General features: G+C 69.5%; 19 protein-coding genes and 3 pseudogenes. 9 read left to right on the top strand and 13 right to left on the bottom strand.

The features are described from left to right. Positions 1 to 121 precede the first annotated feature (121 nt). The 8 genes and pseudogenes from A8W25_RS15860 to A8W25_RS15830 all read right to left on the bottom strand — a co-directional run bounded on the left by A8W25_RS15860 (position 122) and on the right by A8W25_RS15830 (position 7,576). A complete protein-coding gene (locus A8W25_RS15860) occupies positions 122 to 787 on the bottom strand; it encodes an MSMEG_1061 family FMN-dependent PPOX-type flavoprotein (RefSeq protein ID WP_067162024.1) in 666 nt (221 codons plus the stop codon). Between the two features lie 395 nt (positions 788 to 1,182). Continuing rightward, complete coding sequence (locus A8W25_RS15855) at positions 1,183 to 2,169, bottom strand: MsnO8 family LLM class oxidoreductase (RefSeq protein WP_067162022.1); 987 nt, start codon at positions 2,167 to 2,169, stop codon at positions 1,183 to 1,185. A gap of 60 nt (positions 2,170 to 2,229) precedes the next feature. After that, positions 2,230 to 2,379 (bottom strand): annotated as a pseudogene (locus tag A8W25_RS33465) (IS110 family transposase); the annotation flags it as partial. A gap of 199 nt (positions 2,380 to 2,578) precedes the next feature. Further along, on the bottom strand, positions 2,579 to 2,932 hold the full coding sequence (locus tag A8W25_RS15850; RefSeq protein ID WP_199831762.1) for a VOC family protein: 354 nt from the start codon (positions 2,930 to 2,932) through the stop codon (positions 2,579 to 2,581). Between the two features lie 141 nt (positions 2,933 to 3,073). Next, on the bottom strand, positions 3,074 to 3,880 hold the full coding sequence (locus A8W25_RS15845; RefSeq protein ID WP_067162016.1) for a phosphotransferase: 807 nt from the start codon (positions 3,878 to 3,880) through the stop codon (positions 3,074 to 3,076). Between the two features lie 221 nt (positions 3,881 to 4,101). After that, complete coding sequence (locus A8W25_RS15840; protein ID WP_067162013.1) at positions 4,102 to 4,704, bottom strand: gamma carbonic anhydrase family protein; 603 nt, start codon at positions 4,702 to 4,704, stop codon at positions 4,102 to 4,104. Positions 4,705 to 4,798: 94 nt separating this feature from the next. Next, positions 4,799 to 5,281: pseudogene (locus tag A8W25_RS15835) on the bottom strand (helix-turn-helix domain-containing protein); the annotation flags it as partial. 24 nt (positions 5,282 to 5,305) lie between these two features. After that, entirely contained in the window at positions 5,306 to 7,576 is a 2,271-nt protein-coding gene (locus tag A8W25_RS15830; protein WP_067162007.1) for an MMPL family transporter, read from the bottom strand. 176 nt (positions 7,577 to 7,752) lie between these two features. Here A8W25_RS15830 and A8W25_RS15825 point away from each other — a divergent pair, with 176 nt between their 5' ends. Next, the gene (locus tag A8W25_RS15825; RefSeq protein WP_067162004.1) at positions 7,753 to 8,925 is read left to right on the top strand and encodes a sensor histidine kinase; all 1,173 of its coding nucleotides are present in this window, start codon (positions 7,753 to 7,755) and stop codon (positions 8,923 to 8,925) included. Continuing rightward, entirely contained in the window at positions 8,900 to 9,562 is a 663-nt protein-coding gene (locus tag A8W25_RS15820; protein WP_067162001.1) for a response regulator, read from the top strand. Before A8W25_RS15825 ends, A8W25_RS15820 begins: the two co-directional genes overlap by 26 nt. A gap of 359 nt (positions 9,563 to 9,921) precedes the next feature. Here A8W25_RS15820 and A8W25_RS34005 read toward each other — a convergent pair whose 3' ends face one another. Both A8W25_RS34005 and A8W25_RS15810 read right to left on the bottom strand, forming a co-directional pair. Continuing rightward, positions 9,922 to 10,404 carry a hypothetical protein gene (locus tag A8W25_RS34005; protein WP_158942572.1) on the bottom strand — a complete coding sequence of 161 codons (483 nt, stop codon included), beginning with the start codon at positions 10,402 to 10,404 and terminating at the stop codon, positions 9,922 to 9,924. A gap of 288 nt (positions 10,405 to 10,692) precedes the next feature. Beyond that, a complete protein-coding gene (locus A8W25_RS15810; protein WP_067161995.1) occupies positions 10,693 to 11,295 on the bottom strand; it encodes a NucA/NucB deoxyribonuclease domain-containing protein in 603 nt (200 codons plus the stop codon). A 424-nt stretch (positions 11,296 to 11,719) separates the two neighbouring features. Here A8W25_RS15810 and A8W25_RS15805 point away from each other — a divergent pair, with 424 nt between their 5' ends. The 3 genes from A8W25_RS15805 (at position 11,720) to A8W25_RS15800 (ending at position 16,057) form a co-directional block, all read left to right on the top strand. After that, positions 11,720 to 14,656, top strand: a complete 2,937-nt coding sequence (locus A8W25_RS15805; protein ID WP_067161992.1) for an AfsR/SARP family transcriptional regulator — start codon at positions 11,720 to 11,722, stop codon at positions 14,654 to 14,656. A gap of 111 nt (positions 14,657 to 14,767) precedes the next feature. Then, positions 14,768 to 15,211 carry a DUF6420 family protein gene (locus tag A8W25_RS35720; protein ID WP_420708471.1) on the top strand — a complete coding sequence of 148 codons (444 nt, stop codon included), beginning with the start codon at positions 14,768 to 14,770 and terminating at the stop codon, positions 15,209 to 15,211. Positions 15,212 to 15,562: 351 nt separating this feature from the next. Next, positions 15,563 to 16,057, top strand: coding sequence for a hypothetical protein (locus tag A8W25_RS15800; RefSeq protein ID WP_067161988.1), 495 nt, complete (start codon positions 15,563 to 15,565; stop codon positions 16,055 to 16,057). Between the two features lie 123 nt (positions 16,058 to 16,180). Here the strand turns inward: A8W25_RS15800 and A8W25_RS34400 are convergent, their stop codons facing one another. Beyond that, complete coding sequence (locus A8W25_RS34400) at positions 16,181 to 17,260, bottom strand: hypothetical protein (protein WP_199831761.1); 1,080 nt, start codon at positions 17,258 to 17,260, stop codon at positions 16,181 to 16,183. Between the two features lie 867 nt (positions 17,261 to 18,127). Between A8W25_RS34400 and A8W25_RS15795 the strand changes: the two genes are divergently transcribed. Beyond that, positions 18,128 to 19,936, top strand: coding sequence for a M4 family metallopeptidase (locus tag A8W25_RS15795; protein ID WP_067161985.1), 1,809 nt, complete (start codon positions 18,128 to 18,130; stop codon positions 19,934 to 19,936). Between the two features lie 518 nt (positions 19,937 to 20,454). Here the strand turns inward: A8W25_RS15795 and A8W25_RS15790 are convergent. Together A8W25_RS15790 and A8W25_RS34910 are read right to left on the bottom strand one after the other, a co-directional pair. Next, a complete protein-coding gene (locus tag A8W25_RS15790) occupies positions 20,455 to 21,423 on the bottom strand; it encodes a hypothetical protein (RefSeq protein ID WP_067161982.1) in 969 nt (322 codons plus the stop codon). A gap of 341 nt (positions 21,424 to 21,764) precedes the next feature. Continuing rightward, positions 21,765 to 21,896 (bottom strand): annotated as a pseudogene (locus A8W25_RS34910) (peptide deformylase); the annotation flags it as partial. 258 nt (positions 21,897 to 22,154) lie between these two features. Here A8W25_RS34910 and A8W25_RS15780 point away from each other — a divergent pair. The 3 genes from A8W25_RS15780 to A8W25_RS15770 all read left to right on the top strand — a co-directional run bounded on the left by A8W25_RS15780 (position 22,155) and on the right by A8W25_RS15770 (position 24,991). Beyond that, a complete protein-coding gene (locus A8W25_RS15780) occupies positions 22,155 to 23,087 on the top strand; it encodes an alpha/beta hydrolase (RefSeq protein ID WP_067161976.1) in 933 nt (310 codons plus the stop codon). Positions 23,088 to 23,103: 16 nt separating this feature from the next. Then, the gene (locus A8W25_RS15775; RefSeq protein ID WP_067161974.1) at positions 23,104 to 23,823 is read left to right on the top strand and encodes a helix-turn-helix transcriptional regulator; all 720 of its coding nucleotides are present in this window, start codon (positions 23,104 to 23,106) and stop codon (positions 23,821 to 23,823) included. Between the two features lie 295 nt (positions 23,824 to 24,118). Further along, the gene (locus tag A8W25_RS15770) at positions 24,119 to 24,991 is read left to right on the top strand and encodes a glycoside hydrolase family 19 protein (protein WP_420708500.1); all 873 of its coding nucleotides are present in this window, start codon (positions 24,119 to 24,121) and stop codon (positions 24,989 to 24,991) included. The last annotated feature ends 138 nt before the right edge of the window (positions 24,992 to 25,129 follow it).

Raw genomic sequence — 25,129 nt, 5'->3', positions numbered from 1 at the left:
CAGAGTCCGGGAGCAAGGGCCCCACAGCCACGCCTCAGGGAAGACGCCGGCCCCTCTTGGCCCACAGCCCGCTGTGTCCCTTCGCCCCAGCCACCAGAACTGTCTGCGAACCTGGTCCGCTTCACTCGAAGCGCAGGCGCAGCGACTCCTGTTCGGCTTCCTCGATCTGTTCGACGGTCAGGCCGGGCAGGTTCAACTGGGCCAGCGTCACCTCGGCACTGGCGGGCTGGGCGTCGGCGGGCACCCACTGCTCCGGCTGCCAGGCGTGGGCGCGCATCAGCGATTTGGGGCAGTGCGGATAGATCTGCTCGACGTGTACGACCAGCGCTGTTACGGGTGGCTTGCCCACGGGCGTGAGCTGCGCGAGCAGCTCCGGGCGGGCTGAGATGCAGGCACGGCCGTTGACGCGCAGCGTGGTCGGGCGGCCGGGGATGAGGAAGAGCAGGCCGACGCGACCGGTCTGCAGCACGTTGTGCATGGTGTCGAGTCGCTTGTTGCCGGTCGCGTCGGGGATCACCAGGGTCCGCTCGTCCAGCACGGAGACGAAACCGGCCGGGCCTCCGCGCGGTGTCACATCCGCCCTGCCGTCGGCGTCGGCGCTGGCGATGAACACCAGGGAGGAGCAGCCGATCAGCGCGCGGGTCTGTTCGGTCAGGTAGTCGATCTCCTTGCGGAGCGCGTGCGGGTTGGGCTGCGGATAGAGCTCGCGCAACTGGTCCTGGCTGGTCAGGGCGTCCGCCTGGAAAGCGTCGAAAAGCATGCCGGTCGTCCCCGTGTCGATCATCATGGGGACGACCCTAGAAGACGGCCGAGGCAGCGCGCGGGGCGGGTCAGCGTGGGATCTCGCCCGCGTTGAACGGTCACTGCGCCCCGGTGTGCGGCAGGGCGGAGATCGCCGTACCGGACCGGATCTCGGCGCCCAGGGTTGCGCCAGGGGCACCACGCCGCCCACCGCAACCGGCGGACGTGCGGCCCAAAGGGCCAGGTCAGCTCGCCGCTCAGCACGCGGGCCCGGGTGTCGGCAACGCCCGTCTTCAGCCGTTGCCGACACCCGGGCCCAAGTCAGCGCGGGCGGCCCCTGTCACGTTGTCCGACCTGACCCTTCCGCCACGACTCGATCCCGGTGCGCGAGGCAGTTGTGGCGGGCGGGTCAGGACAGTGCGGTGCGGTGCCGCGCGGTTGTCACGGTGCTTTCGTGGCCTCGCAGTGCTTCTTGATGAGGTCGTAGGAGCGCACCCGGGCGTCGATGTCGTAGACGGGTGTGGTCAGCATGAGTTCGTCCGCTCCGGTCTCGGCAGCCAGTTGTGCGAGCCGGCCAACGACGGCCTCGGGCGTCCCGCACGCCTGCTGTGCACGGAAACCGTCAAGCGCCTGCCGTTCCTCCGCCGTGAACCGATGGGCTGCGGCATCCGCGGGCGTGGGGAAGGGAATGTCACTCAACCCCTTGAGCAGCCCGGCCTTGACGACGTCCATGGGACCGGCCCGCCACGCCGCTTCCTGCTCCGTCTCCGCGCATATCGCCTCCACGCACACCACAACCCGGGGCTGCTCACACCACGGGGACGCGATGAAGTCGGCACGGTAGCGCTCCAGCACCGCGAAGGTGCTGTCGGGCCGGATGTGGTGGGCGACGGCGATCGGCAGGCCCAGTCGCGCGGCCAGGGCGGCGCCCGCGGTACTGGAGCACAACAGCCAAGGCTCCGGCAGGGCGCCCAGTGCCATCTCGTCGACCAGGAAGGACAGGACCGCAGCCACGTCATCGTGGTACTGCGCGTCCGTCGCCGGCCCGGCCCCGCGGCGCAACGCGCGCGCGGTGGCCTCGTCGAAGGTGCCCGGGCCGCGGCCGATACCCAGGTCGATGCGGTCCTCGTGCAACGCGGCCAGTGTCGCGAACTGCTCCGCCAACATGAGGGGCGCATGGTTGGGCGCCAGCACCCCGCCCGACCCGAGCCGGATCGACGAGGTCGAAGCCGCCGCGTGAGCGATCAGCACCACGGGCGGGAACGCGCCGATCGCCGGTGAATGGTGGTGCTCGGCGTACCAGATCCGGTGATACCCCAGCAGTTCGAGCCTGCGGGCAAAGGTGGCGGTGTCCCGCAGGGTCTCCACGCCACGGGTCCCAGACTCGACCACCGCGACTTCCAGCGCTGATATCGGCACATCGATCATGCCGCCAGCATAAGGAACGAACCGGTGTCCGCCTCAGGGAGATGCTTCCCCATCTGGAATTCAAGTGGCTGAGGCGGCTGGTGGCGTGACGGTGTAGCACCGCCGGTCACGGATCAGGGCCCACAGAACGTTGACGCTGCGACGGACGAGCGCGAGGACTGCCTGGATGTGGCGTCTGCCCTCGGCTCTCTTCCTGTCGTAGAAGCGGCGGAACGGCTGGGGCGGACCCAGGAAGGAACATAGAGCACGACGAATGGATCGCCTGCGGCCGCCGCTACCTCTCCGTCGACAGCATGGACAGGATCTACACCGCCCACGACTCCCGACACGAACTCCCCGCCGCTGCACCATCACCGGGGACATGATCAAGCCGTCCGGCACCTTCGCCCGAACGGCTGCCCGGCCTAGCTCAGCTCTTCCGCTCACCCAGGACACAGAATTCGTTGCCCTCCGGGTCGAGGAGGGTCACCCAGTGCTGATCGCCCTGCGCGGTGTCGGCGCGCCGGGCACCGAGGGAGAGCAGCCGGGTGACCTCGGCCTCCTGGTCGTCGGGGCGGAAGTCGGGGTGGAGCCGGTTCTTCGACGTCTTGCCCTCGGGGACAGGCACGAAGAGCAGCCCCGGCATCTGGTCCGGCTCAGGCCGGATCTCGATGATCTCCTCGGATTCGTCGACCACTACCCAGCCGAGAGCCTCGGCCCACCAGTGCCCGAGGGCGATGGGGTCGGAGGAGTCGACGATGATCTGTTCCCATTCGAGTGCCATGGGCGTGATCATAAACAGGGCCGGATGGTTGCCAGGGCTGGGGGTGGCTGCCGTCGACCGCGGGTCCGGTGTGCGGATCGCGTCCCGCAGAGCGGTGAGTAGCGCGATGTGGTGGCAGCAAGTCGCGAGAAGTGATCGCTGCTACACCACCCGGTGGGACACCGTCCGAGTCGGGGCCGGGCCGCCGAGGAGAGCGGTGCGGTTCGACCGGAGCCAGGAGCGCTCGGCCCTCATCTCGGCCACGTCACCCCGGGCGAGGAACGTCGCCCACGGCTCCTGGCCCAGGCCGCCTAGCCGTTGGATGCGCGCCGCCTCCCGGGACTGGAGGGCGTCCAGCGCGTCCAGGACGGCCCCCGGGCGTGCACGGTAGGCGGCGCACAGGGCGTCGAGGCGGCTTCGCAGCGTATGGTCCCCAGTGATCGTTTCCCTTCGCTGCTGCTCGACGGGGCGCAGAGGTACGGCGTACCAGGCGAGTTGCGCGAGGTCGTCGAGGGCGTGACCGGGCGCGGCGAAGTCCCAGTCGATGAAGCCGACCAGCTGGTTACCGTTCCAGATGGAGTTCCACGGGCCCAGGTCGCCGTGCCGGATGATCATGTCGGGCCGCCACGCCTCCTCCTGCCCGCGCCAGCGCGCGTCAGCGGGGGGACGGAAGCCGCGGACCGCTGCGTGGTACTCGCGCAGCCAGCGTCCTAGTTCCCGGATGCCGGCGGTCGACCGCAGGGCCGGGGGCCAGGGGCTGAAAGCCGGTTCGCCATGCAGCAGTGATACGACCTCATCGGCGCCGTCGGTGCCCAGGGCCCGCGGGGCCCGGCTAAAGCCCGCCGCCTCCAGGTGAGCCAACAGAGCGTGCACTGCCGGCGTCCACTCGCCGACCGGCCGTCGGATCGTCTCACCGACGCGCCGCACGGTCGTCACACTGCCCTGGTCCGTGGCACCGTCTTCGATCATCGTGCCAGCTTAGAGCTCGCAGGACGAACGCGGCTGGGCCGACTTCCAGGTCCGCTTCTACACCCCCATCCGACGCCAGCAGACCCTGGTCACCTGCGAGTCTCCATCGAAACGGTACGGGCTCATGCGCATCGTCACATCATGCCGCGCCTACGCCGAGGGGATCACTCGCCGACGAATACAGGTCACGAGCGTCATCGCGTACGGAAAACCGGCGGGGCTCAGATCTCTCGGTCGTTGCTGTGGCGGCCGAGGCCGCGGCCGAAGCGCTCGGAGATGGCCGGCATCAGGCTCTCGCCGTCGGCCGGGCGGTCCAGGCCGAAGACATAGCCGGGGAAGTCCAGATTCTTCTGCACCCCCCAGATCCCGTCGTGGTCCTCCGGCGGAAGGATCCGTACCGGGTCACCGACGGCGACCCAGCCGATGGGCACCATGGAGTCGGCCGGCAGCACAGTGCGTACGTGCACGATGCCGTTGATCCGCACCTCCGAGCGGGTCCCGATCCGTGCTCCGTTGAAGACGCGGCTGCCGGTTGCCAGGAAAACCTCGTCCTCGACCCGGCAGCCCGTCAGGTACGAGGTGGGGCCGACCAGGACCTGCTGTCCCAGAATCAGCGGATCCCGTCGGGTGCCACGCAGGACCGCGTTCTCCATGACGATGCTGGCCTCGCCCAGCTCCACTGGCCCGCCCTCGGCGGTGAGCACCGCACCAAACAGCACCCGGCACCCGGCACCCACGTGCACATCCCCGCACAGTGTGGCGGTGGGAGCAACATAGGCCGTGGGGTGGACCGTCGGCGAACAACCCTCATGAGTGATCAGCATGGCCGCAATCCTGGCGCGCCCTGTGGCGCTGGCGCGCACTATTCCACCAGGCAAGACGCGCGCCGGGCCTGGGCGGGCACCTCCGAGAGGCTTTCTACTCACAGGGGCAGGGGGCGGTCAACGCATTGACGAGCTGGGCGAATTCGGTACGTTGCCGGTCGCTCAGGCTGGCGTAGAGCGGCGCCTGCAGCTCATCGGTGAGCTGCTCGGCACGCTGCCACCGGGGGATCAGACCTGCGGTGGTGGGGTGTGGCTCGTGCCAGCCGTAGCGGGTTGCCTGCGGGGCGCCGAGGTTGATGGCCATGGCCGCTCGTGCGCTCAACCCGGACAGGCGCACGGCCGTCAGATGGCAGGCGCCACGGTGTTCCCGCAGTACGTGTATGCGCTGCATAGCCGCACCGACCGGGTCGTTGCCGGGGCAGGGTTGCGCGCGCCAGCCGGCGAACAGAGGTAGTGCGTCGGCGTCGGCGGCGTCGATCAGTTGCTGTGCCAGGCGGTTGAAGTGCTCCACGTCGACGTCGGCGGGGATGTGGGCGCGCCCCCATGTCCGGACGGCCTGTGCATAGCAGGCAGCGGCTTCCTCCGCCGGGCAGGAGTTGAGTCAACGGTCGGCCAGCCGTGGACGCGGGGCCTCACCCGTGGATTCCGCGTCGGGGTCGTCGGTGCCGACCGGGCCGCGGGGAAGCATCCGGTCCAGCCACTTCGGCAGCCACCAGTTGGTCCGGCCGAGGAGTGTCATGGTCGCCGGTACCAGCACCATGCGTACGACCGTGGCGTCGATGAAGATCGCGGTGGCCAGGCCGAGCCCGAACATCTTGGTGGAGGGGTCGTTGGCGACGGCGAAGGACAGGAAGACCGCCACCATGATGAGGGCGGCCGAGGTGATGATCCGGGCGGTGCCCGAGACGCCCTCGACGATCGCCGTGCCGTTGTCGCCGGTGCGCAGGTACTCCTCGCGTACACGGGAGAGGAGGAATACCTCGTAGTCCATCGACAGGCCGAACAGGATGGCGAAGAGGAACATCGGGATGAACGACACGATCGGAACCGTCGCTTCCAGACCGATGAGTGCGCCTCCCCAGCCCCACTGGAAGACCGCGACCATGATGCCGTAGGCCGCGCCGATGCTCAGCAGATTCAGCAGTACCGCCTTGAGCGGTACGAGTATCGAGCGGAAGACCAGCATCAGCAGCAGGAACGACATCGCCAGCACGGCGGCGACGAGCACCGGCAGGCGTTGGCTGGTGCGTCGGCCCACGTCGGACAGGCTCGCGGTGGCGCCGCCGACGTGGGCCCTGGCCGGGCCGTGCCCGATCGCCGTGGGCAGCACGTCGGTGCGCAGCCGGGCGAGGGTGTCGGCCGTGGCCTTGTCCTGAGGGCTGGTGGTCGGGAACACCACGAGGGTCGCGATGCCGGTGGCCCGGTCGATGTGCGTCGGCGCGACGGATGCGATGCCCGGATCCGCCGCGACCGCCCCGACGAGTCGGTCCAGCACTCCCGGATCACCGGCGGGGTCCGCGGCGATGACGAGGGGACCGTTGGTGCCCGGGCCGAATCCCTCGGCGACGAGGTCGTAGGCGCGGCGCTCGGTACGGCTGTGGGGCAGTGAGCCGTCGTCGGGCAGGCCGACGCGCAGGCCGAGCACGGGCAGCGTCGCGGTCAGCAGGAGCCCCGCCGCGCCGATCGCGTACAGCACCGGGTGCCGGCTGACGTGCCCGATCCAGCGCCGCCAACCGGCGGCGGGAGCGGCGCCCGCCGCCGTGTTCCGCCGCCGTGCGAGTCGGCCCAGCTTCCCGGTCTGCAGAGCCCTGCCGATCCGGCCGGCCCGGCCCAGGCGTGGGCCGGCGGCGCCGAGGAAGGCCGGCAGAAGCGTCACCGACGCGACCACCATGGTCAGAACGACGATCGAGACGGCGAGCCCGCCCACCGTCATGAACGGCACGTTCGCGACCGCCAGGCCGAGGATCGATACGACCACGACGCCGCCGGCGAAGACCACGGGCCTTCCCGCCGTGGCCACCGCTCGCCCCGCCGCCTCGTGGGGATCGAGCCCGCGCGCGAGGTACTCCCGGTGCCTGGCGAGCACGAACAGCGCGTAGTCGATGCCCACTCCGAGCCCGACCATGCTGCCCAGGACGGGGGCGAAGGTCGGGACGTCCGTCACCCCCGCCAGTACCGTCATCGTGGCAACTCCGATGGTCAGGCCGAAGACCGCCATGCCGATCGGCAGCGCGGCGGCGACGAGCGAACCGAACGCCAGGAACAGGATCGTGGCCGCGGCGAGGATGCCGATCAGCTCGCTCGCGCCGCCGTCGGGGTCGGAGAAGGCGTAGAAGAGGTTCCCGCCCATCTCGATGCGCAGGGGCAGCTCGGCGCGCAGCCGGTCGCCGAGATCGACGAGGGCGTCGAGGTCTTTGGCCGACAGTCGGCTCTGGTCGGGATACTGCACCCGGACGACTGCGATCCGCCCGTCGGCCGAGACAAGGCCGCCGCGCACGGCGGTGTCCCCACGTACGTCGAGTGCCCTCGCCGGGTCGCTCGTGCCGAGCACGTGCGGCAGCCGCTTCACCTCGGTCTGCAGCCGCGTGAGAGCGGTGCGCGCGCTGCCGTGGTCGAAGAACTTCGCACCGCCGTCGAGGGGGGTGACGACCACTTGGGCGGTCATCCCCTCCTGGCCGGTGCCGGCCCGCTCGATCAGTTCCGCGGCCTGCTGGGAGTCCAGCCCCGGAGCGGTCATCGAGTCCACATTCCGCCCGCCGAAGGCGATCGCGGCGAGGACGGCGAGCGTGGCGGTGATCAGCCATGCCGCGATCACCCGCCAGGGATGGCGGGCGGCGCTTGTGCCCAGGCGCAACAGGGCTTTCGAGAGCATCGGGGTCCTCCAACCACCTCGGCGGCCGTCCTTGTACGGCCGCCGATGCCGAGGCTCGTCGCCACGGCGCTCCGCGGCATCGGCCCGCGGGCCGCGGATCCGTCGGCCCCGGGGCGGAGTGACGACCCATCCTTTCGGCCGATGCGCGGCACGCCGCGGTCCCTAGGCTGAGAACCGTGCTCCGAGACGACCTGCGAACCCTGTGGACCGAACCCCGGCCGCCCGACGCGCCCGCCCGGGTGCGGCGGGACTGGGCGCTGCTCGCCGCGGGCCTTGCCGGTGTGGCGCTGGAGGCCACCTTGCGCGAGAACGTCGTGTGGCGGCCGGTGGCGGTGGTGTTCGCCGTATGGCTGTGCCTGCTGCCCCTGTGGCGCCGGACCCGCCCGTTGGCGATGGCCACGCTGGCGTTCGGCTCGGTGGTCCTGCTTCAGGTGGCCTCGCTCGTCGCCGCACCGCGCGAGCCCGTCGGCCTGTACACCGGCATGGTCGTGCTCGTGCTGGTGTACGCGCTGCCCCGGTGGGGATCGGGACGGGAGATCGTGCTGGGCGGCGCGGCGGTCCTCGCCGCCTGCGCCGTGTGTTCCGCCACGGACGAGACCCCGGTCGTCGAAAATGTCGTGGGCTTCGTCTTCCTGCTGCTGCCCGGCGTGGTCGGGGCTGCCGTGCGGTTCCGGGTGACCGCTCGCGAGCGGCAGTTGGATCAGGTGCGCTCCCGCGAGCGCGAGCAGCTCGCCCGGGAACTGCACGACACGGTGGCCCACCACGTGTCGGCCATGGTGATCATCGCCCAGGCGGGCCGGGTGCTCGCGGGCGCCGACCCGTCCGCCGCCGTCGAGGCGCTGGAGGGGGTAGAGGAGGAAGGGGCGCGCACGCTGGAGGAAATGCGCGCCATGGTCGCCACGCTGCGCGACCGCGGGGTCGGCGCCGAGCTGGCGCCCCCTGCCGGAGTCGCGGATCTGGAGCGCCTGGTGCGCACCCCGGGTGGTCGCCTCAGGGTCGACCTGGGGCTCGACGGCGAGCTGGACGCGCTGCCCCCGGCCGTGGACGCGGCCGTCTACCGGATCGTGCAGGAGTCGGTGACCAACGCGCTGCGCCATGCGGTCGACGCGACCGAGCTCGTCGTCCGGGTCGCCGCGGAACGGCACACGGTACGGGTGAGCGTGCGCGACAACGGCCGGCGCACCGGCCGGGGTCGCGACGGATACGGACTTACCGGACTGCGCGAGCGCGCGACCCTGCTCGGCGGCACACTGCAAGCCGGCCCGGGTACCGACCGGGGCTGGCATGTCGACGCCGAACTGCCGAGAGCGAGGAACGAGAGCGGTGTCCATTCGCGTCCTCGTCGCTGACGACCAGACGATCATCCGCACCGGGTTGCGGATCATACTGAACGCCCAGCCCGGCATCGAGGTGGTCGGCGAGGCCGCCGACGGGCGGGAGGCGGTACGTCTGGCCCGCGAACTGCGCCCCGACGTCTGCCTGTTCGACATCCGCATGCCCGTACTCGACGGGCTCGAGGCCACCCGGCTGGTCGCCGGCCCGGGCGTCGCCGACCCGCTGGCCGTGGTCGTCATCACCACGTTCGACCTCGACGAGTACGTCTACGGCGCGCTGCGTGCCGGCGCCCGCGGATTCCTCCTCAAGGACACGGGACCAGACCTTCTGGCCCAGGCCGTACGGTCGGCGTCCGACGGTGAGGCGCTCATCGCGCCCAGCGTCACCGTCCGTCTGCTCCAGGCATTCGCGGACCTGCCCGCCGGCCGGCCCGTGGCCCAGCCGGTCTCCCCCGTCACCGCCCGCGAGGAGCAGGTGCTTCTCGCCGTCGCCCGCGGGCTGACCAACACCGAGATCGCCGATGCACTGCACATCAGCCTCAGCACGGTGAAGACGCATCTGGCCAGCCTGATGGCCAAACTCGGCGCCCGCAACCGGGTCGAGATCGCGATGTGGGCCTACGAAACGCGCCGTATCCTCCCCGGAACCTGAGCCGGGTGCCGGGCCATGTCCCATGAGTCCCCGCCCGGACATCAGTGCACCGGTCGGCTCACGTCGCCTCCACGTGCCTCACCCGCCCCACAGCGTGACGTACCAGGAGGCGGGAACTGGGACGGTGAGACACCCGATACGACAAGACTCCCGACAGCTACCTCGCCAGTCTCCACCTGCACGCCTCGATGATCTGGATCAAAGACCTCACCAGGACCACCCGATGATCACGACTCGGTGCGCACCTTAGACGTTTCCGCACAGTTCGACGCCGTTCGATATGCATCCATACCGGTGCACGGCACTGAACCCCCGGGCCTTCTCCGACCGGGGGCTCAAGTGAACGCTTGGAGTGGAGCTCAGGTGTGGGGCCGGTCCTGTCCGGGAGCGTCGGCGACAGGGCGGAAGACCAGGCCGTTCTGGGGCGCGAAGCTGGAGCTGCCGTTGGGTGGGACGACCACGGTCGCCGAGCCGGAGCAGACCCCATCCGCGTAGAAGAATGCGTATGCGTCGGTCCTGTTGTCGGCCTTCACCGCACCCTGGATGCCGAAGCAGATGAAGTTGGCCCGGTTGGTGACGTCGATGGTGTGGCCCCTGGGATACGTAAGGGTCAAAGTGCCGTTTGCCGCTTCGGAATTGGCAGAGAGCCCGACGATGAGGGCTGTTGCCGCACTTGCTGTCACTCCGAGTTGCGCCAGGCGTTTGAGCAAGAACATGGATCTCCTTCCCCCCGCGGTGGCGCCGCGTTGTCGTTGGGAGAGCCGGCTCTCCGGAAACGGCGCCTTCACGGAGAAGAATCCACGCTTCCGGGTGCATTTCGGAATATGGTTGATGAAATTCACACGAAGGGATGATTTGATGTTTAGGGAGGAGCGCACGCACGAGTGAGCCGATCCGCGTCGATCCCATCCCGTAGCACTGGCATCCTCGGCCGTCACTCCTACTGCCACTCCCGGCCCCACCTGGCCTCGGCCGGCAAAGCGATCACCGCACCTCCTCACCACCGAGCCCCGGCCACCAAGCCCCGCCGCACCCGGCCGGCTCCCTGAGCAGCAGGCTGACCGCGATGGCCCACGTCTCGGCTGGACTTCCTGTACCCCGACTACTCACACCCGCAGAGCCTCGTCGGTTCAGGGAAACTGAAGCTCATTCAGCTCGAGAGGGTCGGCATGCTGCCCGCCGAGCGGTCCGTCGCAATCGCGGGAATCAACGAACTGATAGACGGCCCCGACACCTTCCACACGCCGGTGCGACTTGCCGCCGAACCGGCCAAGGTGCTGGACGAAGTGGCAGCGCTGTCCGGACTGGTCGTAGAAGTTCATCAGCATCGCGCCTGCCCTGCTGTTCTGGGTGGCAGTCACGGCTTCGACCGAGAAGTCGCACTTCGCACTGTTCGCCCCCTCCAGTGTGCTGGCGAACGGGTATTCATCGCACTCCTTGCCCTGCCATCCCCCGGCAGGGTCCGGCAAGCCGGTGAGACGGTAGCGTCCCCGCCGCTCGCATGCCCGGTCTTTCTCTGCCCGGTTGGCCCGCCACTCGGTCCCATAGTAGGGAATCCGGTGCAACGCACCTTCGCCGCCGAGATACTTGCCGGGAATCTGTTTGGCGTGGTTCCTCATAGTCGGGTAGGTGCTGTCGGGCACGTTCTGCGCCTTGCTGATGTGCGCGGCCACCTCGTCGACACCGTCACCGCTTTTGCGGTAGGTCAACACCGGCGTAGCGCTGCTGTGCACGCATGCCTGCGGAGCGCCGCTGAAGTACGTTGCCGAGTCACAGCTGCATCCCGTATGCGCCTCGGAACAGGCTGCTGAAAAAGCGTCAGCTGATGGTCGTTTTTGCGGGTGGTGCCGGTGGGGTGGTGCGGTGCGCGGAGGGTGAGTAGCTGTTCGGCAGGTACCTGATCGAGGGAGCGGGCGGTCCTGGAGCGGGTCCGGCTTCTCCGTGCTGACCTGCACCGCCGTCGGCGGTGTCCAGTGCTGTCTGCACGGCTGCGTTCCACTCACTGCGGCCTGGGAGAAGGGATCCTGGAGGAACGTCCCGCCGTTCGGTGAGCCCCGCCAGGAGACCCTATGGACGCGGGTCCGTCGATCGTCCTAGATTCGCCCTAAGGCAAGGTCAGACGGGAAACGGCGTCCATCTTCACGTGCCGGGGGATACATGAGATTCGGGGTGCTGGGGCCGTTATACGCCCAGATCAGCGGAGACGCGGTCCGGTTCAACGGCCCGCGGCAGGCCAAGATGCTGGCAGCACTTCTGATCGACGCCAACCACAGCGTTGCCACGGAACGGCTCGTCGCCGTGATGTGGGACAGCAACGCGCCCGCTACCGCGGTCCGTCAGGTCCAGGACGCCGTCTCCGGGCTGCGCCGCAACCTCGTAGCATCCGGAGCACCCAACTCCCTGATCAGCACCCGGCGCGGCGGCTACGAGATCCACCTGGCCCGGCACCAGCTCGACCTGCTCGAATTCGACCACGAGCGGCACCTCGGCGAACACGACCGGCAGGCAGACCCGCACGAGACAGCCGCCGCGCTGCGGCGGGCGCTGGCCTGCTGGCGGGGGATCGCCCTGGCCGACATCTCCAGCCGGGTCCTGGAGACCGACGCGGCACGGCTGAACGAGAAGCGCGCGGCCACGCACAAACAGTGCCTGGCCATAGAGCTCGGCCTGGGGCGTCATCAAGAGGTCATCGAGGAGCTGACCGTCCTGCTGCGCGAGCACCCCTACGACGAGCATGTTGCCGAACACTTGATCGTCGCTCTCTACCGGTGTCGGCGACAGGGCGAGGCGCTGCAGGTGTACGAGCGGCTGCGCCGGACACTGGCCGAAGAACTCGGCGTCGATCCCACCCCGCCGCTCCAGGCACTGCACCAGCGTATCCTCACCGCAGATCCCACCCTGGCGGCTCCGGTCCCCGCAAGCAGCCCCTCAGACCCACGACCCAAGGACCCTGACGCGGCGGGGACCCGGCCGGCCATGGCGATGCCGGTGCGTCAACTTCCCCTGGACGTAGCCGATTTCGTCGGCCGTGGCGACGTACTGAACGAGATCGCCGGACTGCTCGACGGGTCCGCGCGGAACCGCGCCCCGGTGGCCGTCATTGTGGGCGGCCCCGGTGTCGGCAAGTCCAGCCTGGTGACGCACGCCGCGCGGCTGGCGAGCCCCGCCTTTCCCGACGGCCAGCTCTACCTCGACCTCGCGGGGACATCGGACGAGCCGCGGGACCCGGGGCTGATGCTGGCCGAGGCACTGCGCGCGCTCTCGATCGCCGGAAGCGCGATCCCGAACGGCCTGTCCGAGCGGGCCGCGCTCTACCGGTCGTTGCTGGTCGACCGTCGCATGCTGGTGGTGCTGGACGATGCCGGTCACGCCGATCAGGTGCTGCCCCTGCTGCCCGCGGCCGACGGCTGTGCCGTGTTGATCACCAGCCGCACTCTGCTGACGCAACTCCCCGGCACCCGGCACATCGACCTGGACGTGCTGAGGCCGGCAGAGGCACGGGAGTTGTTCACCAAAATCGTCGGGCGGCGGCGGGTCGAGCGGGAACCGGAGGAGGCCGACGCGATCCTCGACTGCTGTGGCAACCTGCCGCTGGCGATCCGGATCGCGAGCGGCAAGCTCACAGGCCGTCCCGCCTGGTCGCTGCGGGTGCTGCGGGAACGCATCGAGGACGAGTCACGGCGGCTGGCCGAGCTGAGGATCGGCGACCTCAGCGTGCGGGCCAGCGTCGAGCTGAGCCTACGATTACTCCCGGCCGACGCGGTGCGCGCGCTGAGTCTGCTGGGCCTGCTCGGCGCCTATACCCTGCCCGGCTGGGTGGTCGGCCCGCTGCTGGATCGCTCGGACGGTGAGGAGATGCTGGACACCCTCGTCGACGCCAGTCTGGTCAGGCTGACCACCACCGACGCCCTCGGTGAGCCGCGCTACCGGCTGCACGACCTGATCAGGACCTGTGCTGTGGAGATCGCAGCCTCGCTGCCGACGGCGGACAAGCGGGAGGCGATCACCCGGGTGCTGTCGGTCTGGCTCGAGTTGACCGGACGCGGCACCAATCGGCTGCCGGGTGGGCTGCTGACCGCCGCTCCCGGCCTGGCACCGCGCCGGTCGCTGCCCGACGCGGTCGTAAACCGGCTGATGACCGACCCGGTCGGCTGGTTCGACGCGGAACGCGACAACCTGCTGGGCGTGGTGAAACTGGCCGTGGACTGGGGTTTGGACGAGTTGGCCTGGGAGCTGGCGGCCGGCGCGGCCCCGTACTACGACCACCGGTGCCTCTATCAGGACTGGCAGCACGGGCACCGGCTCGCACTGGACGCGGCCGAGGCCGCCGGCAACGTGCGCGGCGTATCAGTACTGCTGCGCGGTCTTGGCCAGCTGCACATCTACCAAGACGAGTTCGACCGGGCCACCCGCGCTCTGGAGTCCTCCCTCGGGCTGTGCCAGGACGGTGGCGACAAGCGCGGTGAGGCGCTGTCGATGGCCATGCTGAGTACGGTCAGCCGGGTGCAGGGCAGGGACGCGGAAGCCCTCGAACGCGTCGAGCGGGCGCTGGCCATCGCGGCCGGCGAGGGTGACCGGCACATCGAAGCCCAGCTGTCCTGCTCCATGGCCGTGATGAAGCTCATGCAGGACGAACTCGACGAGGCAGCAGTCTGGTTCGACGAGGCCTTGAGCCAGGCAAGGTCGCTGGGCGACGGGCATCGCGCGGCCGTTGTGCTTCGGAGGTTCAGTCGACTGCACGATCGCCGCGGCAATCCGCAGGAGGCGCTGCGCTGTCTGGGGAAGGCGTTGGCGACCTTCGAGGAACTGGCTGACGAGCGGTGCGCCGCGTACACGCTGCTGGAAGTCGGCCGCGTGTACGCCGGTCAACACGACCGGGACCGGGCGAGCCCAGCGCTGGGGCGCGCGGCGGGTCTCTTCCACCGGCACGGCGACCGCCAGGACGAGGCCACGTGCTGGCAACTGATCGGCGACCTGGACGCCGCCGCCGGCGCCCACCACCTCGCGCACGAACACCGGGGCCGGGCGCAGCGGCTGTGGCAGACGATTGGCGCCATGAACCAGACGACGCCGGCGCGACCGTCGTCGCCGTGAGGCAGGCACGGGTCTCAAACGCGTCAACGACCACATAGAGCGAGCTCAACTCCGAGCGGGCGGCACTGCCTGCACGCACGGTGCCACCACCGCGTCGCCGACGCCGGAGCGGTGCTGCGCTCCTTCCCACTGCGAACCGGCAGCATCGACCGCACCGCCTTCATACGGGCCGCCCACGCCATCGAACTCGGCGAGGAGCGCCCCGTCGACTTGCTCCTCAAGAACGCCGAGGCGCTGGCAGGCCCCGTGCGTCGAGCGGACCCGCAGGCCGAGGACGACCAAGCACAGGCGAGTCGGGGCGGGTTGGGACCGACAGATCTGATCAGGACGCGACAGGGGCCGTCAGCGGCTCGGGGAGGGCTACTCGCACGAACGAGTCGGGCCCGCGAATGCTCGGGCCGTGCTCGGCCAGGGCAGCCAGGCAGCGGTCCGGCTTGCCGTGCACGCCGGGGATCACCCCACCGTTCTGCGGGTGGTGCCGGCCCGGTTCTCGTATGGCTACGGCCCCCGGCACTTCACCATCAGCGCCTCGACCTGGCACTAGGACGAATCTAGGACGGTCGACGGACCCGTGCCCCTAACGTCACCGCAGTCGGACTCACCGAAGTCCAGGGGGGTGGGCGATGCGCGCGGATTCCCTATGCAACAAGGGATCGGCTCTCTCGCAGCCACGAAAGCAATGTCCTGAGACTGTCGTCATCAGGGCAGCCGTAATCGAGGCCGAAACCGGGCTCCCTGGCGCGAGCTCGTCGCGATGATCTTGCAGTTTTGCGCGCGGCCAACCAAAACCGGCGGCTCGTGGCCCCCTTCGGGACCCCAAAAGCCAGACACGATCATTCGTCCACGGTCGAACTGATGCCTGGCCCCGCCCGGGGGCCAGGCTACTCAAGGCAGGAGACAGCACCCATGCTCAAGCTCCCCAAGCCCCGACGCGCTATCGCCCTCACCGCCGCCACCCTCGCTCTCGCCGGCGGCACCGCCATCGGCGCCGGCGGCACCGCGCAGGCCGCCCCCACCAGTTGCACCACCATCGACATCGGCAGCCCCGGCAACATCAATGTCGGCGGTGTGTACGCGGGCCAGGTGGAGCAGCAGTACGACGGCTGCGGCTATGCCCGGGCCCACTTCCAGTACTCCCACAACTACTGGCTCGGCCACAGCGGCACTTCTTGGTCGGCGCACCCGTGCGTGCAGTCGCTGAACTACGTGTGGCAGGCGTGCGCCAGCGGCGACACCGTCGACGGCCCGCAGGACGTGTATTCCGGGTGGGTGCCCATCCACTCAGCGGACCCCGACACCTGGCAGGCGATCGTCACCATCCCCTACGGCTGCTCCCAGGCCGGCGGTTCCTGGCACGCCTACGCCAATGGCGCAAACTGGGGCGCGTACTCGTCGTGCTGACCCGTACGGCCAGTGGGGCCGTAGGGCTGACCGTGAGGGTGTCTCCAACCTCGCCGCCGTGCGTCACCATCTGACTGACCGTTCACCGTGACGGCCTGCCCCGGACCGCTCCGGAGCGGGCCGTTACGCATGGGAGAGCGACGCTACCTGGGTTGCTTCGCGGTGCGCTCGGCGTACGCGGCCATGACGCAGCGCATCGCGGTCGCCTCGGTGATGCCGCAGGGCAGATACCTGCCAGCGTTCGGCAGATCCTCGCGCGAGCGGCCGAAGCAGTGCCGCATCGCGGTCTGGGAGGGCGGGATCCGAAGGTCGCGAAGTCGCCGTGGTGCCGGGGCCGGTTGAGCCTGTCGAACGGCGACTCAACGGCATGCCCGAAACGGCGCCTGGGGTTGAAGTCCCGCAGCACCAGGCCCTCGGCGTACACCAGCTCCACCAAGCCGACCCGCCCCAGAGCCATCCGCTCGGCGGCCTTCGGCGGCACGCCCCACGTGTCGGTATCAGGATCGTCCAGCCGGATGTTCTCCCGCACCCAGTCCCGCAGTGAGGATCCCAGATCGCCTCCTCGACGAGGAAGACGTCGCCCTGCTGCTCGAACATGCCGTGCGGACGAGGTGTGAGCCCCGAAGTCGAGAAACGCTCCAGCAACGCCGCCTCGTGCCGCCGTACGTCACATATGTCCGTGCCGAGAAGGGTGGCGGCGGCATGCGGCCGCGCCTGCTTGACGATCACGGCGGATCCGGTGGCCTCGTCCATCGCCCGGTACACGCCGCCCGCGAACGAGTGCCGGATCACCTCGCGTACGAGATACCGCCCATACAGAAGTACGAATTTGGGCCCTGCGACTGTCGGGCGGGCCCGGGTGGAGCCGCAGGTGAACGGATCGCGTGGCGCCCACGGGGGCGGGCTGAACCAGGGGTTGCCCTGGTCGGGAACGAGCGTGCCGTCGGGGGCCACGACCATCGCGGATCGGGTGCCGTCGTTGTCCAGTACGCGTACTCCGCTGAAGGCCCCGAACCGGTAGTGCACCAGGCTCCCGGGGAAGCGCGGACGGTCGGAGAGGATGCCCGGACCGGGAAGACCGCACGTCACACGGTGCAACTCCTCTGCCAGGTCGCACAATTGCCTCTCGTCGCCCTCCGGGTAGACGGTGATGAACCTGCCGCCACCGCCGTGGTCGAAGCGCTGCGAGCCCAGCTCGGCCATCCGGGCCACGGTTCCGTTGAGCGAACCACGGTGTCACTCAGCGGAACGCGTGAGGATGTCTCAGTTGACGGATCAGGGAAAGGGTCCTGATCTATGGAGGCAGACGGGCTTGAACAGACCCTGAGCAGGGCCCGCCTCTCCTTCCCCCCTCATGCCCGCCCCCCGCTTATAAATCAGGAAGAAATCACCCTTTCACGAATTAGGGGTTCACACCTTCGACAGTACCTCCGGAGCCCCTTTAGGGGGACCGGCGCAGCCATGCCAGCAGGGGTAATTGCCGCTGACCGGACTGCTTCCGATCGGCCCCTCTCAAATTTTGAGCGACACCGAATCCACGGCAAAAGGAATGTGGCGACATAAGCCCGATCCCGGGGTGACAGAGTGCCCGAGACAGGACGTCCACGGAAGTGACCCCGGGAGAAAAGCACTACCGAGGCACACCCCCTTGAGCTAGACCGAGCGGGGCCCCGCGTGCCTCACCCGCATCCCGCTCCCGGTTGTTTCCGCAGGTCATGCACACATTGACACTAACCCTGCCCGCTCCCCCCTGACTCCTCGCCTCCTCTCGGCTTGCTCAAGAAGCATGACTCAGGGACAGCGCCCAGCCCTTCCAGTGCACGCGCACGCCCGTTTTATCCGGGCATCTGAGGGAAACGGTGGAACTCTTCCATTCGCCACCCAAAAGGGCACACCATCGCGGTCGAGAGTTCTGGTTGCCTAAAAAATTGATAACCCGCGAACGTCTTTACAGAGGCATACCGGATGTTGCAGGGTTCCATCCGGAATACCGAGTTCCTGTGTTCCGCACTCCACCTTGTGTACGGGCGGTTGTATTCGGCTGCCCCATAGCACCAAAGGACCTCCATCGTGCGTACACCCCACATACGCCGCCTGGTGACAGCCCTGGCCGTCACCACCGCCGCGACCCTCACCGCAGGCAGCGTCGGCACCGCCTTCGCGAACCCCTCCGCCACCGGTACGTCCTCCGTCGCCACCGCCACCTCCGTCGTCGATGCCGCGCGCGCCGCCGCCTTCGCGCACGGCTCCGCCACCGGTGTCTCCAAGGACGACACCCTGACGGCCACCGACACCCTCATCGACCCGGACGGCAAGCAGCACGTCCGGTTCGTCCGCGCCCACAAGGGCCTGCCGGTCCTCGGCGGCGACCTCGTCGTGCACCTGGACGCCAAGTCGACGTACCTCGACGTCACCCGCGCCCTCCATCACGAGGTCGCGGCTGAGACCACAACCCCCGAGCTCTCGGCCGGGCAGGCCAGGGCGAAGGCCGCCTCGGCGGCCAAGGGAGACGCCGGCTCCGCCAAGCTCGTCCTCGACGTGCGCGGTCGCCGCGCCACGCTCGCGTACCAGATCACGGTGAAGGACAGTGAGACCACCGAGGCGCACGGCAGCCGTACGGTCGTCATCGACGCCGCCACCGGCGCCGTGCTCAGCAACATCCCCACCGCCGACGAGTTCGTCTCACCCAGCCTGAAGGCGACGCTGCGTCAGCGCGGTGCGAAGGCCTTCCTCAAGGGCCCTTCAGCCGCCGCGCCCGGCCCCGCCGCCCACGCCGCCTCGCCGGCCGGGCCGCTCGTATCGGCCGGGGCCTCGGGCGTACCGGCTGTCGGCACCGGCGCGTCGCTGTTCGTCGGCCAGGTGCAGCTCAACACCCTCAATCTCGGCAACGGCTCCTACCTGCTCCAGGACTCCACCCGCGGCAACACCGAAACCCGCGACGCCCAGAACCAGGAAGCGAGCCGGTTCTCCGACACCAAGGCGTTCACGAGCACCACCAACAACTGGGGCAACGGCTCTGTGACCAGCCGTCAGTCCGCTGCCGTGGACGCCCAGTACGGCGTCGTCAGCACCCTCGACTTCTACAAGAACGTCCTGGGCCGCAACGGCATCAGAGGCGACGGCTCCGGCGCCCGCGCGATGGTGCACTTCGGATCCAACGTGGGCAACGCGTACTGGAACGGGGATTGCGGCTGCATGCTCTACGGCGACGGTGACGGCCAGACCTTCACCAAGCCGCTGGTCGTCCTCGACGTCACCGGCCACGAGCTCAGCCACGGTGTCGTCCACGCCACGGCCGACCTCCGGCCCACCCGCGTCGACGCGCAGGGCAGACAGTTCGGTGAGCCGGGCGCGCTCAACGAGTCGCTCGCCGACATCTTCGGCAGCAACGTCGAGTTCCAGACCAACAACCCCAACAACCCGCCGAACTACCTGATAGGCGAGAAGCTGGGTCTCGCCCAGACGTTCCTGCGCCGTCTGGACAAGCCGTCCCTCGACAAGCTCGAGGGCACGGTCGACTACTGGTCGGCGGCTTCGTACGACACCGAGGTGCACGCCGGTTCCGGTGTCTCCTCGCACGCGTACTACCTGCTCGCCGAGGGCAGCGGCAAGAAGACCATCGGCACCGTCACCTACAACTCCCCCACCTACGACGGCTCGGCCGTCACCGGCATCGGCCGGGACAAGGCCACCCAGATCTTCTACCGCGCCCTGTCCCGCTACATGGTCTCCACCACCGACTTCCACGACGCCCGCACGGCGACGCTGAGCGCGGCGGCCGACCTGTACGGCGCCACCAGCGCGGAGTACCAGACCGTCGACAAAGCCTGGGCCGCCGTCAACGTCACCGCGTCCAACACACCGTCCCAGCAGCACTGATCACAGGCCGCTGCCAGGACTTGGCAAGGCGCTCGGCTGGGGCTCGCCGCCCAGCCGAGCGTTTCGCTCGGGCAGCCGTTCAGCTGCCGGGCGGCGTCGGTCAGGTGCGGAACGCGTAGTACGCCCCTCCGGCTGGGCCTCTGCGTCCGGCCGAAGGAACGCGGCTGTTCACCCGTACGCCCCGCTGGCATCCGGTTGACGGCGCCGGTGTGGGTGAGTGGACGACCGCAGAAACGCGGGTACCTGGCACTGCCGATCGCCAGGGCAGAACCATGTGCACGCTGATGGGCTACGGGCAGATCACACACGAATCGTTAGGGTTGCAGTCCTCCATTCCGGGGACGTGAACCCAGTAGGAGGCCATGTCGAGTACGCGCTTGATGCTGGCGAACCGTAGCCCCCAAGCGAGCGCCCTGTTCACCGCCCGCGCCTACCCCAACTCCTCGAGCGCTACCAGGACACCCACCCCGACAGCCACCTGCTGCGCGTCCAGGCCGCTTTCCTCCAGGACCCCGACACTAGGCGAGCACCCAGCGCGGCGGGTGTCCGGGATTGCTGGGGCAGGTGAAAACGTGGAGGTCGCGATCACGGCCGAAGCGGAGCCGAGTGGGCTGGGCAACGGCGGGGCCGCCGCGCATCGAGGCCTTGCCCTGCAGGAGCTGGTCGCGGTCCTCCAGCGGCGCCCAGCTGTGCGAGTCGGCGTCCATCTCGTAGCCCTCGGCGGTCAGCAGCAGCCGCATCGGCGTTGCGCAGGCCTCGCAGCCGATCGCCATCGGTCCCGTCGACGCCCAGCTGGGGTAGCCGCCTACCCGCCAGCCGGGCGGGATCGACAGGTCGCCCTGGTAGCTGGCGGCATCGCAGCCGCGCTCCGCCGTCTGGGCGTCGTCCCACGCATCGATGCGTTCGATCAGCGAGGCGGGCAAGGTGCCGTCCTCCGCCCAGGGATAGGTGTCCACCTCTTCCGGGTGCAGGACGCACGGCTCGGGCAGCTCGTCCTCCCCCCGAAGCAGGGGCACTTCGGGTGCCTTGGCCAGGAAGCGTTCCGCACGCTCGGCCTCGCGGGAGTGCCGCCACCGCAGCAGGTAGCGGCGCTCCCCGTACGGGCCGTGGATGAACGGACAGCGGAAGATCTGCACCAGGTCCGCGCCGTCAGGCCCGGATGCCAGGGCGGGAATGTCCCGGCGGAACAACTGGGCGAGCCCCATCATCGGCACCGACCCGTCCTGCCCCGGCGCTCCGGCGTCGGGCCAGGGACGGCTCTTCGGCCAGGTGCCCGCTGCCCGGGACGTGCGGATCTCGTCCGGCGCGTAGCCCTCGTCCTCGCGCCGGTGCGGTTCACGGCACAGCGGCCACGGTTCGTCCCCCGGCCACAGCATCGGCCCGCCGATGTGGCTGTCACGCATGCCAGGCCGCCCCGGCCTCGGGTGCAGACGCGTCGTCCGGCCCCGATGAACGGCCAACTCCGGGAACACCGCCTCCACGGACACCGGCCTGGCCGGCGTGGTCCTCGACATGCCCAGACCGTACGCGACCGCACAGACACCACACGAACGGATTGCGGACGTAGGCGACCGTAGCCGGGGGTATTCCTCGATGTTCCGCGGCGGTGCTGGACGTCACTGCTCCACGGCGCCCGGAAGGCTACGGCCCTGCAGACAAGCCAATCGATCATCGGTGTACAGGCAGGGACTGAGGAACGGAGAGCAGACCTGGGGAAAATGCACAAGTCCGCATCCGGGCGGCGCACAGATGCCCGTCGAGGTGGTCCCTCGTGCAGGATCAGCCGGGCCAGTCCCCGCTCGTAGACCGTAGTGAGTGTGGTGCCATCAAGCGCGGTGGTCTCCATCGTGATCCGCAGCAGTCTGGGGACCAGGCCGCAGACATCGAAGAGGGACAGGCAGCCCTCGTGCTGCTCGTCCGTCTTGTCGGAGGCGGCAGTGATGCGGGGGTTGAGGAGCACGATCGGCGCGGCGCCCCGGCGCGGCAGGCCGTACGGAAGCGGCGGCGAGTGCGATGCCGATCTGCGGGGCGGCGAGGCCCATGCCTTTGCCGGGAAGTGTGTCGGCACCCGGTTCCCGGACACCGCGACGCGGCGCAGATGAGGCTCCCGGGAGGGCTTGTCGTCCGCGTCGAGGTTGGCGCGGGACCAGAATCATGACGCAGGTCACAGATTAAGGGTGACAGGGTGTTGTCGCGGCGAGCTGCGACCGTCGACAGCATGACGATCACCGATGAGGACTGCCTCCCCGAAACCCTGGCGTTCAACGAGCAGTTCGAGGCTGCCGCCGCGACCCGACCGGCTCGCGGGCAGGCGCTCGACGCCGGCGCGTTGGCGCGTCTGCGGCGCAACCGGCTGGGCGGCGACACCCCGCCGACAAGACTGCCCCACGGCACGGACCTCGTCCTGGAGGGCGGTGTGAAGGTACGGGTCTTCGTGCCGGACCACGTAGACGGTGTATACCTCCATATCCATGGAGGCGGCTGGGTGTTCGGGTCGGCGGACGGGCAGGACGAGCGGCTCTGGCGCCTGGCCGCGCAGGCACGGTTGGCCGTGGTCAGTGTGGAGTACCGCCTCGCGCCGGAACACCCCTTTCCCGCCGGCCCCGACGACTGCGAAACAGCTGCCCGGTGGCTGGTCGATCACGCTGCGGCCGAGTTCGGTACCCAACGGCTGCTGATCGGCGGCGAGTCGGCCGGTGCCCACCTCAGCGTCATCACACTGCTGCGCCTTCGCGACCGGCACGGCATCACCGGAGCGTTCCGGGCGGCCCACCTGCTCTTCGGTGTGTACGACCTGTCGATGACGCCGAGCCAGCGGTCCTTCGGCTCCCGGCAGCTGCTGAGCGACACCGACACCCTCCGGGGCGGCTATGAGCTGTTCACGCCCGGGATGGGGCCGGAGCGGCGCCGCGATCCCGCGGTGTCGCCCCTGTTCGCCGACCTGGCCGGGCTGCCGCCCGCCCGGATCGTCGTGGGGACCGAGGATCCGCTGCTGGACGACTCGCTGTTCCTGGCGCAACGGTGGCAGGCAGCGGGTGCGCCCGTGGAGCTCGGTGTCGTCGCCGGCGCGATGCACGGGTTCACCCTGTTCCCGCTGACCGTCACCGAACGGGAACTGCGGCGCCAGCAGGACTTCTTGGCCGGCGCGTGACGGTAGCGTCAGCGGCATGAACCGAACTGCGCGGCTCTACGCGCTGGTGGAGGAGTTGCGCGCGGCGGCACCGCGGCCGGTCACGGTCGCGGTGCTGGCCACGCGGTTCGAGGTCAGCCCACGCACGGTACAGCGTGATCTCCAAACCCTCATGGAGACCGGCGTCCCGGTGCGCGCCCTATCCGGGCGGGGCGGCGGCTGGTCGATCGACCCCGCGATGACACTGCCCCCGATCCGGTTCACCGCAGAGGAGGCCTCGGCGCTCACCGCCGCGCTGGCCGCGGCCGGCCCTTCCACCCCGTACTCCGAAGCGGCCCGCACCGCCGCGCAGAAGATAGCTGCCTCGATGAGCGGCCCCGCCGTCGCGGCGGCGCAGGAACTCACCGCACGGATCGTCACCCTGCCCGCGCGCGGCGACTCCCGGATACGTACAGCGGTGGAGCAGGCAGTCGCCCACACGATGGTGCTGCGGCTGTCCTACACCGACGCGGCGGGACACGGCAGTGACCGCGTCGTCGAACCGGCCGGGCTCCTCACGGCCGACGGCCGCTGGTATCTCATCGCCTGGTGCCGCGCGCGCCGGGCCGGCCGGGGCTTCCGGCTGGACCGGATCGCAGCCGCCTCCCCCACCGGTGAACGGGCTGGGCCCCACAGCTTGGGCGAACTGCTGCTCGGCTCGGCTGCCGCCGACGCGGTACGTCCCACCGCGCTGACCGCACTCTCACCCCGGCCGTGAGAATCCACAGCACGTCCACGCGGAGGGGATACGCAGCTGGGCGGCTCCTGTCCGACGCGGGGCGGCAGCACCTGCTGCCCAAGGCGTTACGGGAGGTGTGGTGGTCGGCCGGTCGGCAGATCGCAGGCGCGATGGCCTCCGCCTCCGGGGCGGCACCGCGCGGTTGTGAATGACCGTCACTTTCCCTGTGGTCCAGACCTATTGACAGGTCTGGACCAGTCCGCTTGAGTGCCTGGTGCCTCCACTTCATCCCCCCCACAAGGAGTGGCACATGCCCAAGCGCCGGATCATCGCGATGCTGGCCTCGGCGGCCTCCATCGCCGGCCTCACCACCCTCGTCCCGCTCGCCTCGCCCGCCCACGCCGCGAGCTGCGCCGCCCCCTACGCGGCCTCCGCCGTCTACACCGGAGGCATGACCGCCTCCTACAGCGGCCACAACTGGTTCGCCAAGTGGTGGACCCAGGGCGAGACGCCCAGCACCGGAGGCTCGGGCGTCTGGGCCGACCAGGGCGACTGCGGCGGCTCCACCACCCCACCGACCAACCCGGCCGGATTCGTGGTCTCCGAAGCCCAGTTCAACCAGATGTTCCCGAACCGGAACTCCTTCTACACGTATGCCGGCCTGACCGCCGCGCTCAGCGCCTACCCCGGTTTCGCCAACACCGGCAGCGACACGGGCAAGAAGCAGGAGGCCGCGGCCTTCCTCGCCAACGTCAGCCACGAGACCGGCGGACTGGTCTACATAGTCGAGCAGAACACCGCCAACTACCCGCACTACTGCGACACCACGCAGCCCTACGGGTGCCCGGCCGGCCAGGCCGCGTACTACGGGCGCGGACCGATCCAGCTCAGCTGGAACTTCAACTACAAGGCGGCCGGTGACGCACTCGGCATCGACCTCCTTCACAACCCCAATCTGGTGCAGACGGACGCCGCCGTGGCCTGGAAGACGGGCCTCTGGTACTGGAACACGCAGAACGGCCCCGGCACCATGACCGCGCACAATGCGATGGTCAACGGCGCGGGCTTCGGTCAGACGATCCGCAGCATCAACGGCTCGCTGGAATGCGACGGCAAGAACCCGGCCCAGGTCCAGAGCCGGATCAACGCCTACCAGAGCTTCACCTCGATCCTGGGCGTCCCGACCGGCTCCAACCTGTCCTGCTGACAGCGCTCGACAAGAGCCCTGGCCGAGGGGGTTCACACCCCGTCGGCCAGGGCGTGCAGCGCGTACTCTCCGGAGCAGGGCAGCCGGCTTGCGCGGCCCCGGCTCGGACGACTGCGCCGACGCGGGCACCCACGCGAC

It is taken from the genome of Streptomyces sp. ERV7, assembly GCF_001653515.1.
Taxonomy (GTDB): Bacteria; Actinomycetota; Actinomycetes; order Streptomycetales; family Streptomycetaceae; genus Streptomyces.
The sequence above is the reverse complement of the archived record's forward strand: the minus strand, read 5'-3'. Positions and strand labels throughout refer to the sequence as shown.

Bases quoted from the DNA above. Each gene is read 5' to 3' on its own strand.
- A8W25_RS15800 (WP_067161988.1), top strand. From the start codon at position 15,563: ATGCTCAAGCTCCCCAAGCCCCGACGCGCTATCGCCCTCACCGCCGCC.
- A8W25_RS15830 (WP_067162007.1), bottom strand. From the start codon at position 7,576: ATGCTCTCGAAAGCCCTGTTGCGCCTGGGCACAAGCGCCGCCCGCCAT.
- A8W25_RS15855 (WP_067162022.1), bottom strand. From the start codon at position 2,169: ATGATCGATGTGCCGATATCAGCGCTGGAAGTCGCGGTGGTCGAGTCT.
- A8W25_RS15780 (WP_067161976.1), top strand. From the start codon at position 22,155: ATGACGATCACCGATGAGGACTGCCTCCCCGAAACCCTGGCGTTCAAC.
- A8W25_RS15850 (WP_199831762.1), bottom strand. From the start codon at position 2,932: ATGGCACTCGAATGGGAACAGATCATCGTCGACTCCTCCGACCCCATC.
- A8W25_RS34400 (WP_199831761.1), bottom strand. From the start codon at position 17,260: ATGGCCGAGCTGGGCTCGCAGCGCTTCGACCACGGCGGTGGCGGCAGG.
- A8W25_RS15805 (WP_067161992.1), top strand. From the start codon at position 11,720: ATGAGATTCGGGGTGCTGGGGCCGTTATACGCCCAGATCAGCGGAGAC.
- A8W25_RS15840 (WP_067162013.1), bottom strand. From the start codon at position 4,704: ATGCTGATCACTCATGAGGGTTGTTCGCCGACGGTCCACCCCACGGCC.
- A8W25_RS15845 (WP_067162016.1), bottom strand. From the start codon at position 3,880: ATGATCGAAGACGGTGCCACGGACCAGGGCAGTGTGACGACCGTGCGG.
- A8W25_RS15770 (WP_420708500.1), top strand. From the start codon at position 24,119: ATGCTGGCCTCGGCGGCCTCCATCGCCGGCCTCACCACCCTCGTCCCG.
- A8W25_RS15775 (WP_067161974.1), top strand. From the start codon at position 23,104: ATGAACCGAACTGCGCGGCTCTACGCGCTGGTGGAGGAGTTGCGCGCG.
- A8W25_RS15860 (WP_067162024.1), bottom strand. From the start codon at position 787: ATGATGATCGACACGGGGACGACCGGCATGCTTTTCGACGCTTTCCAG.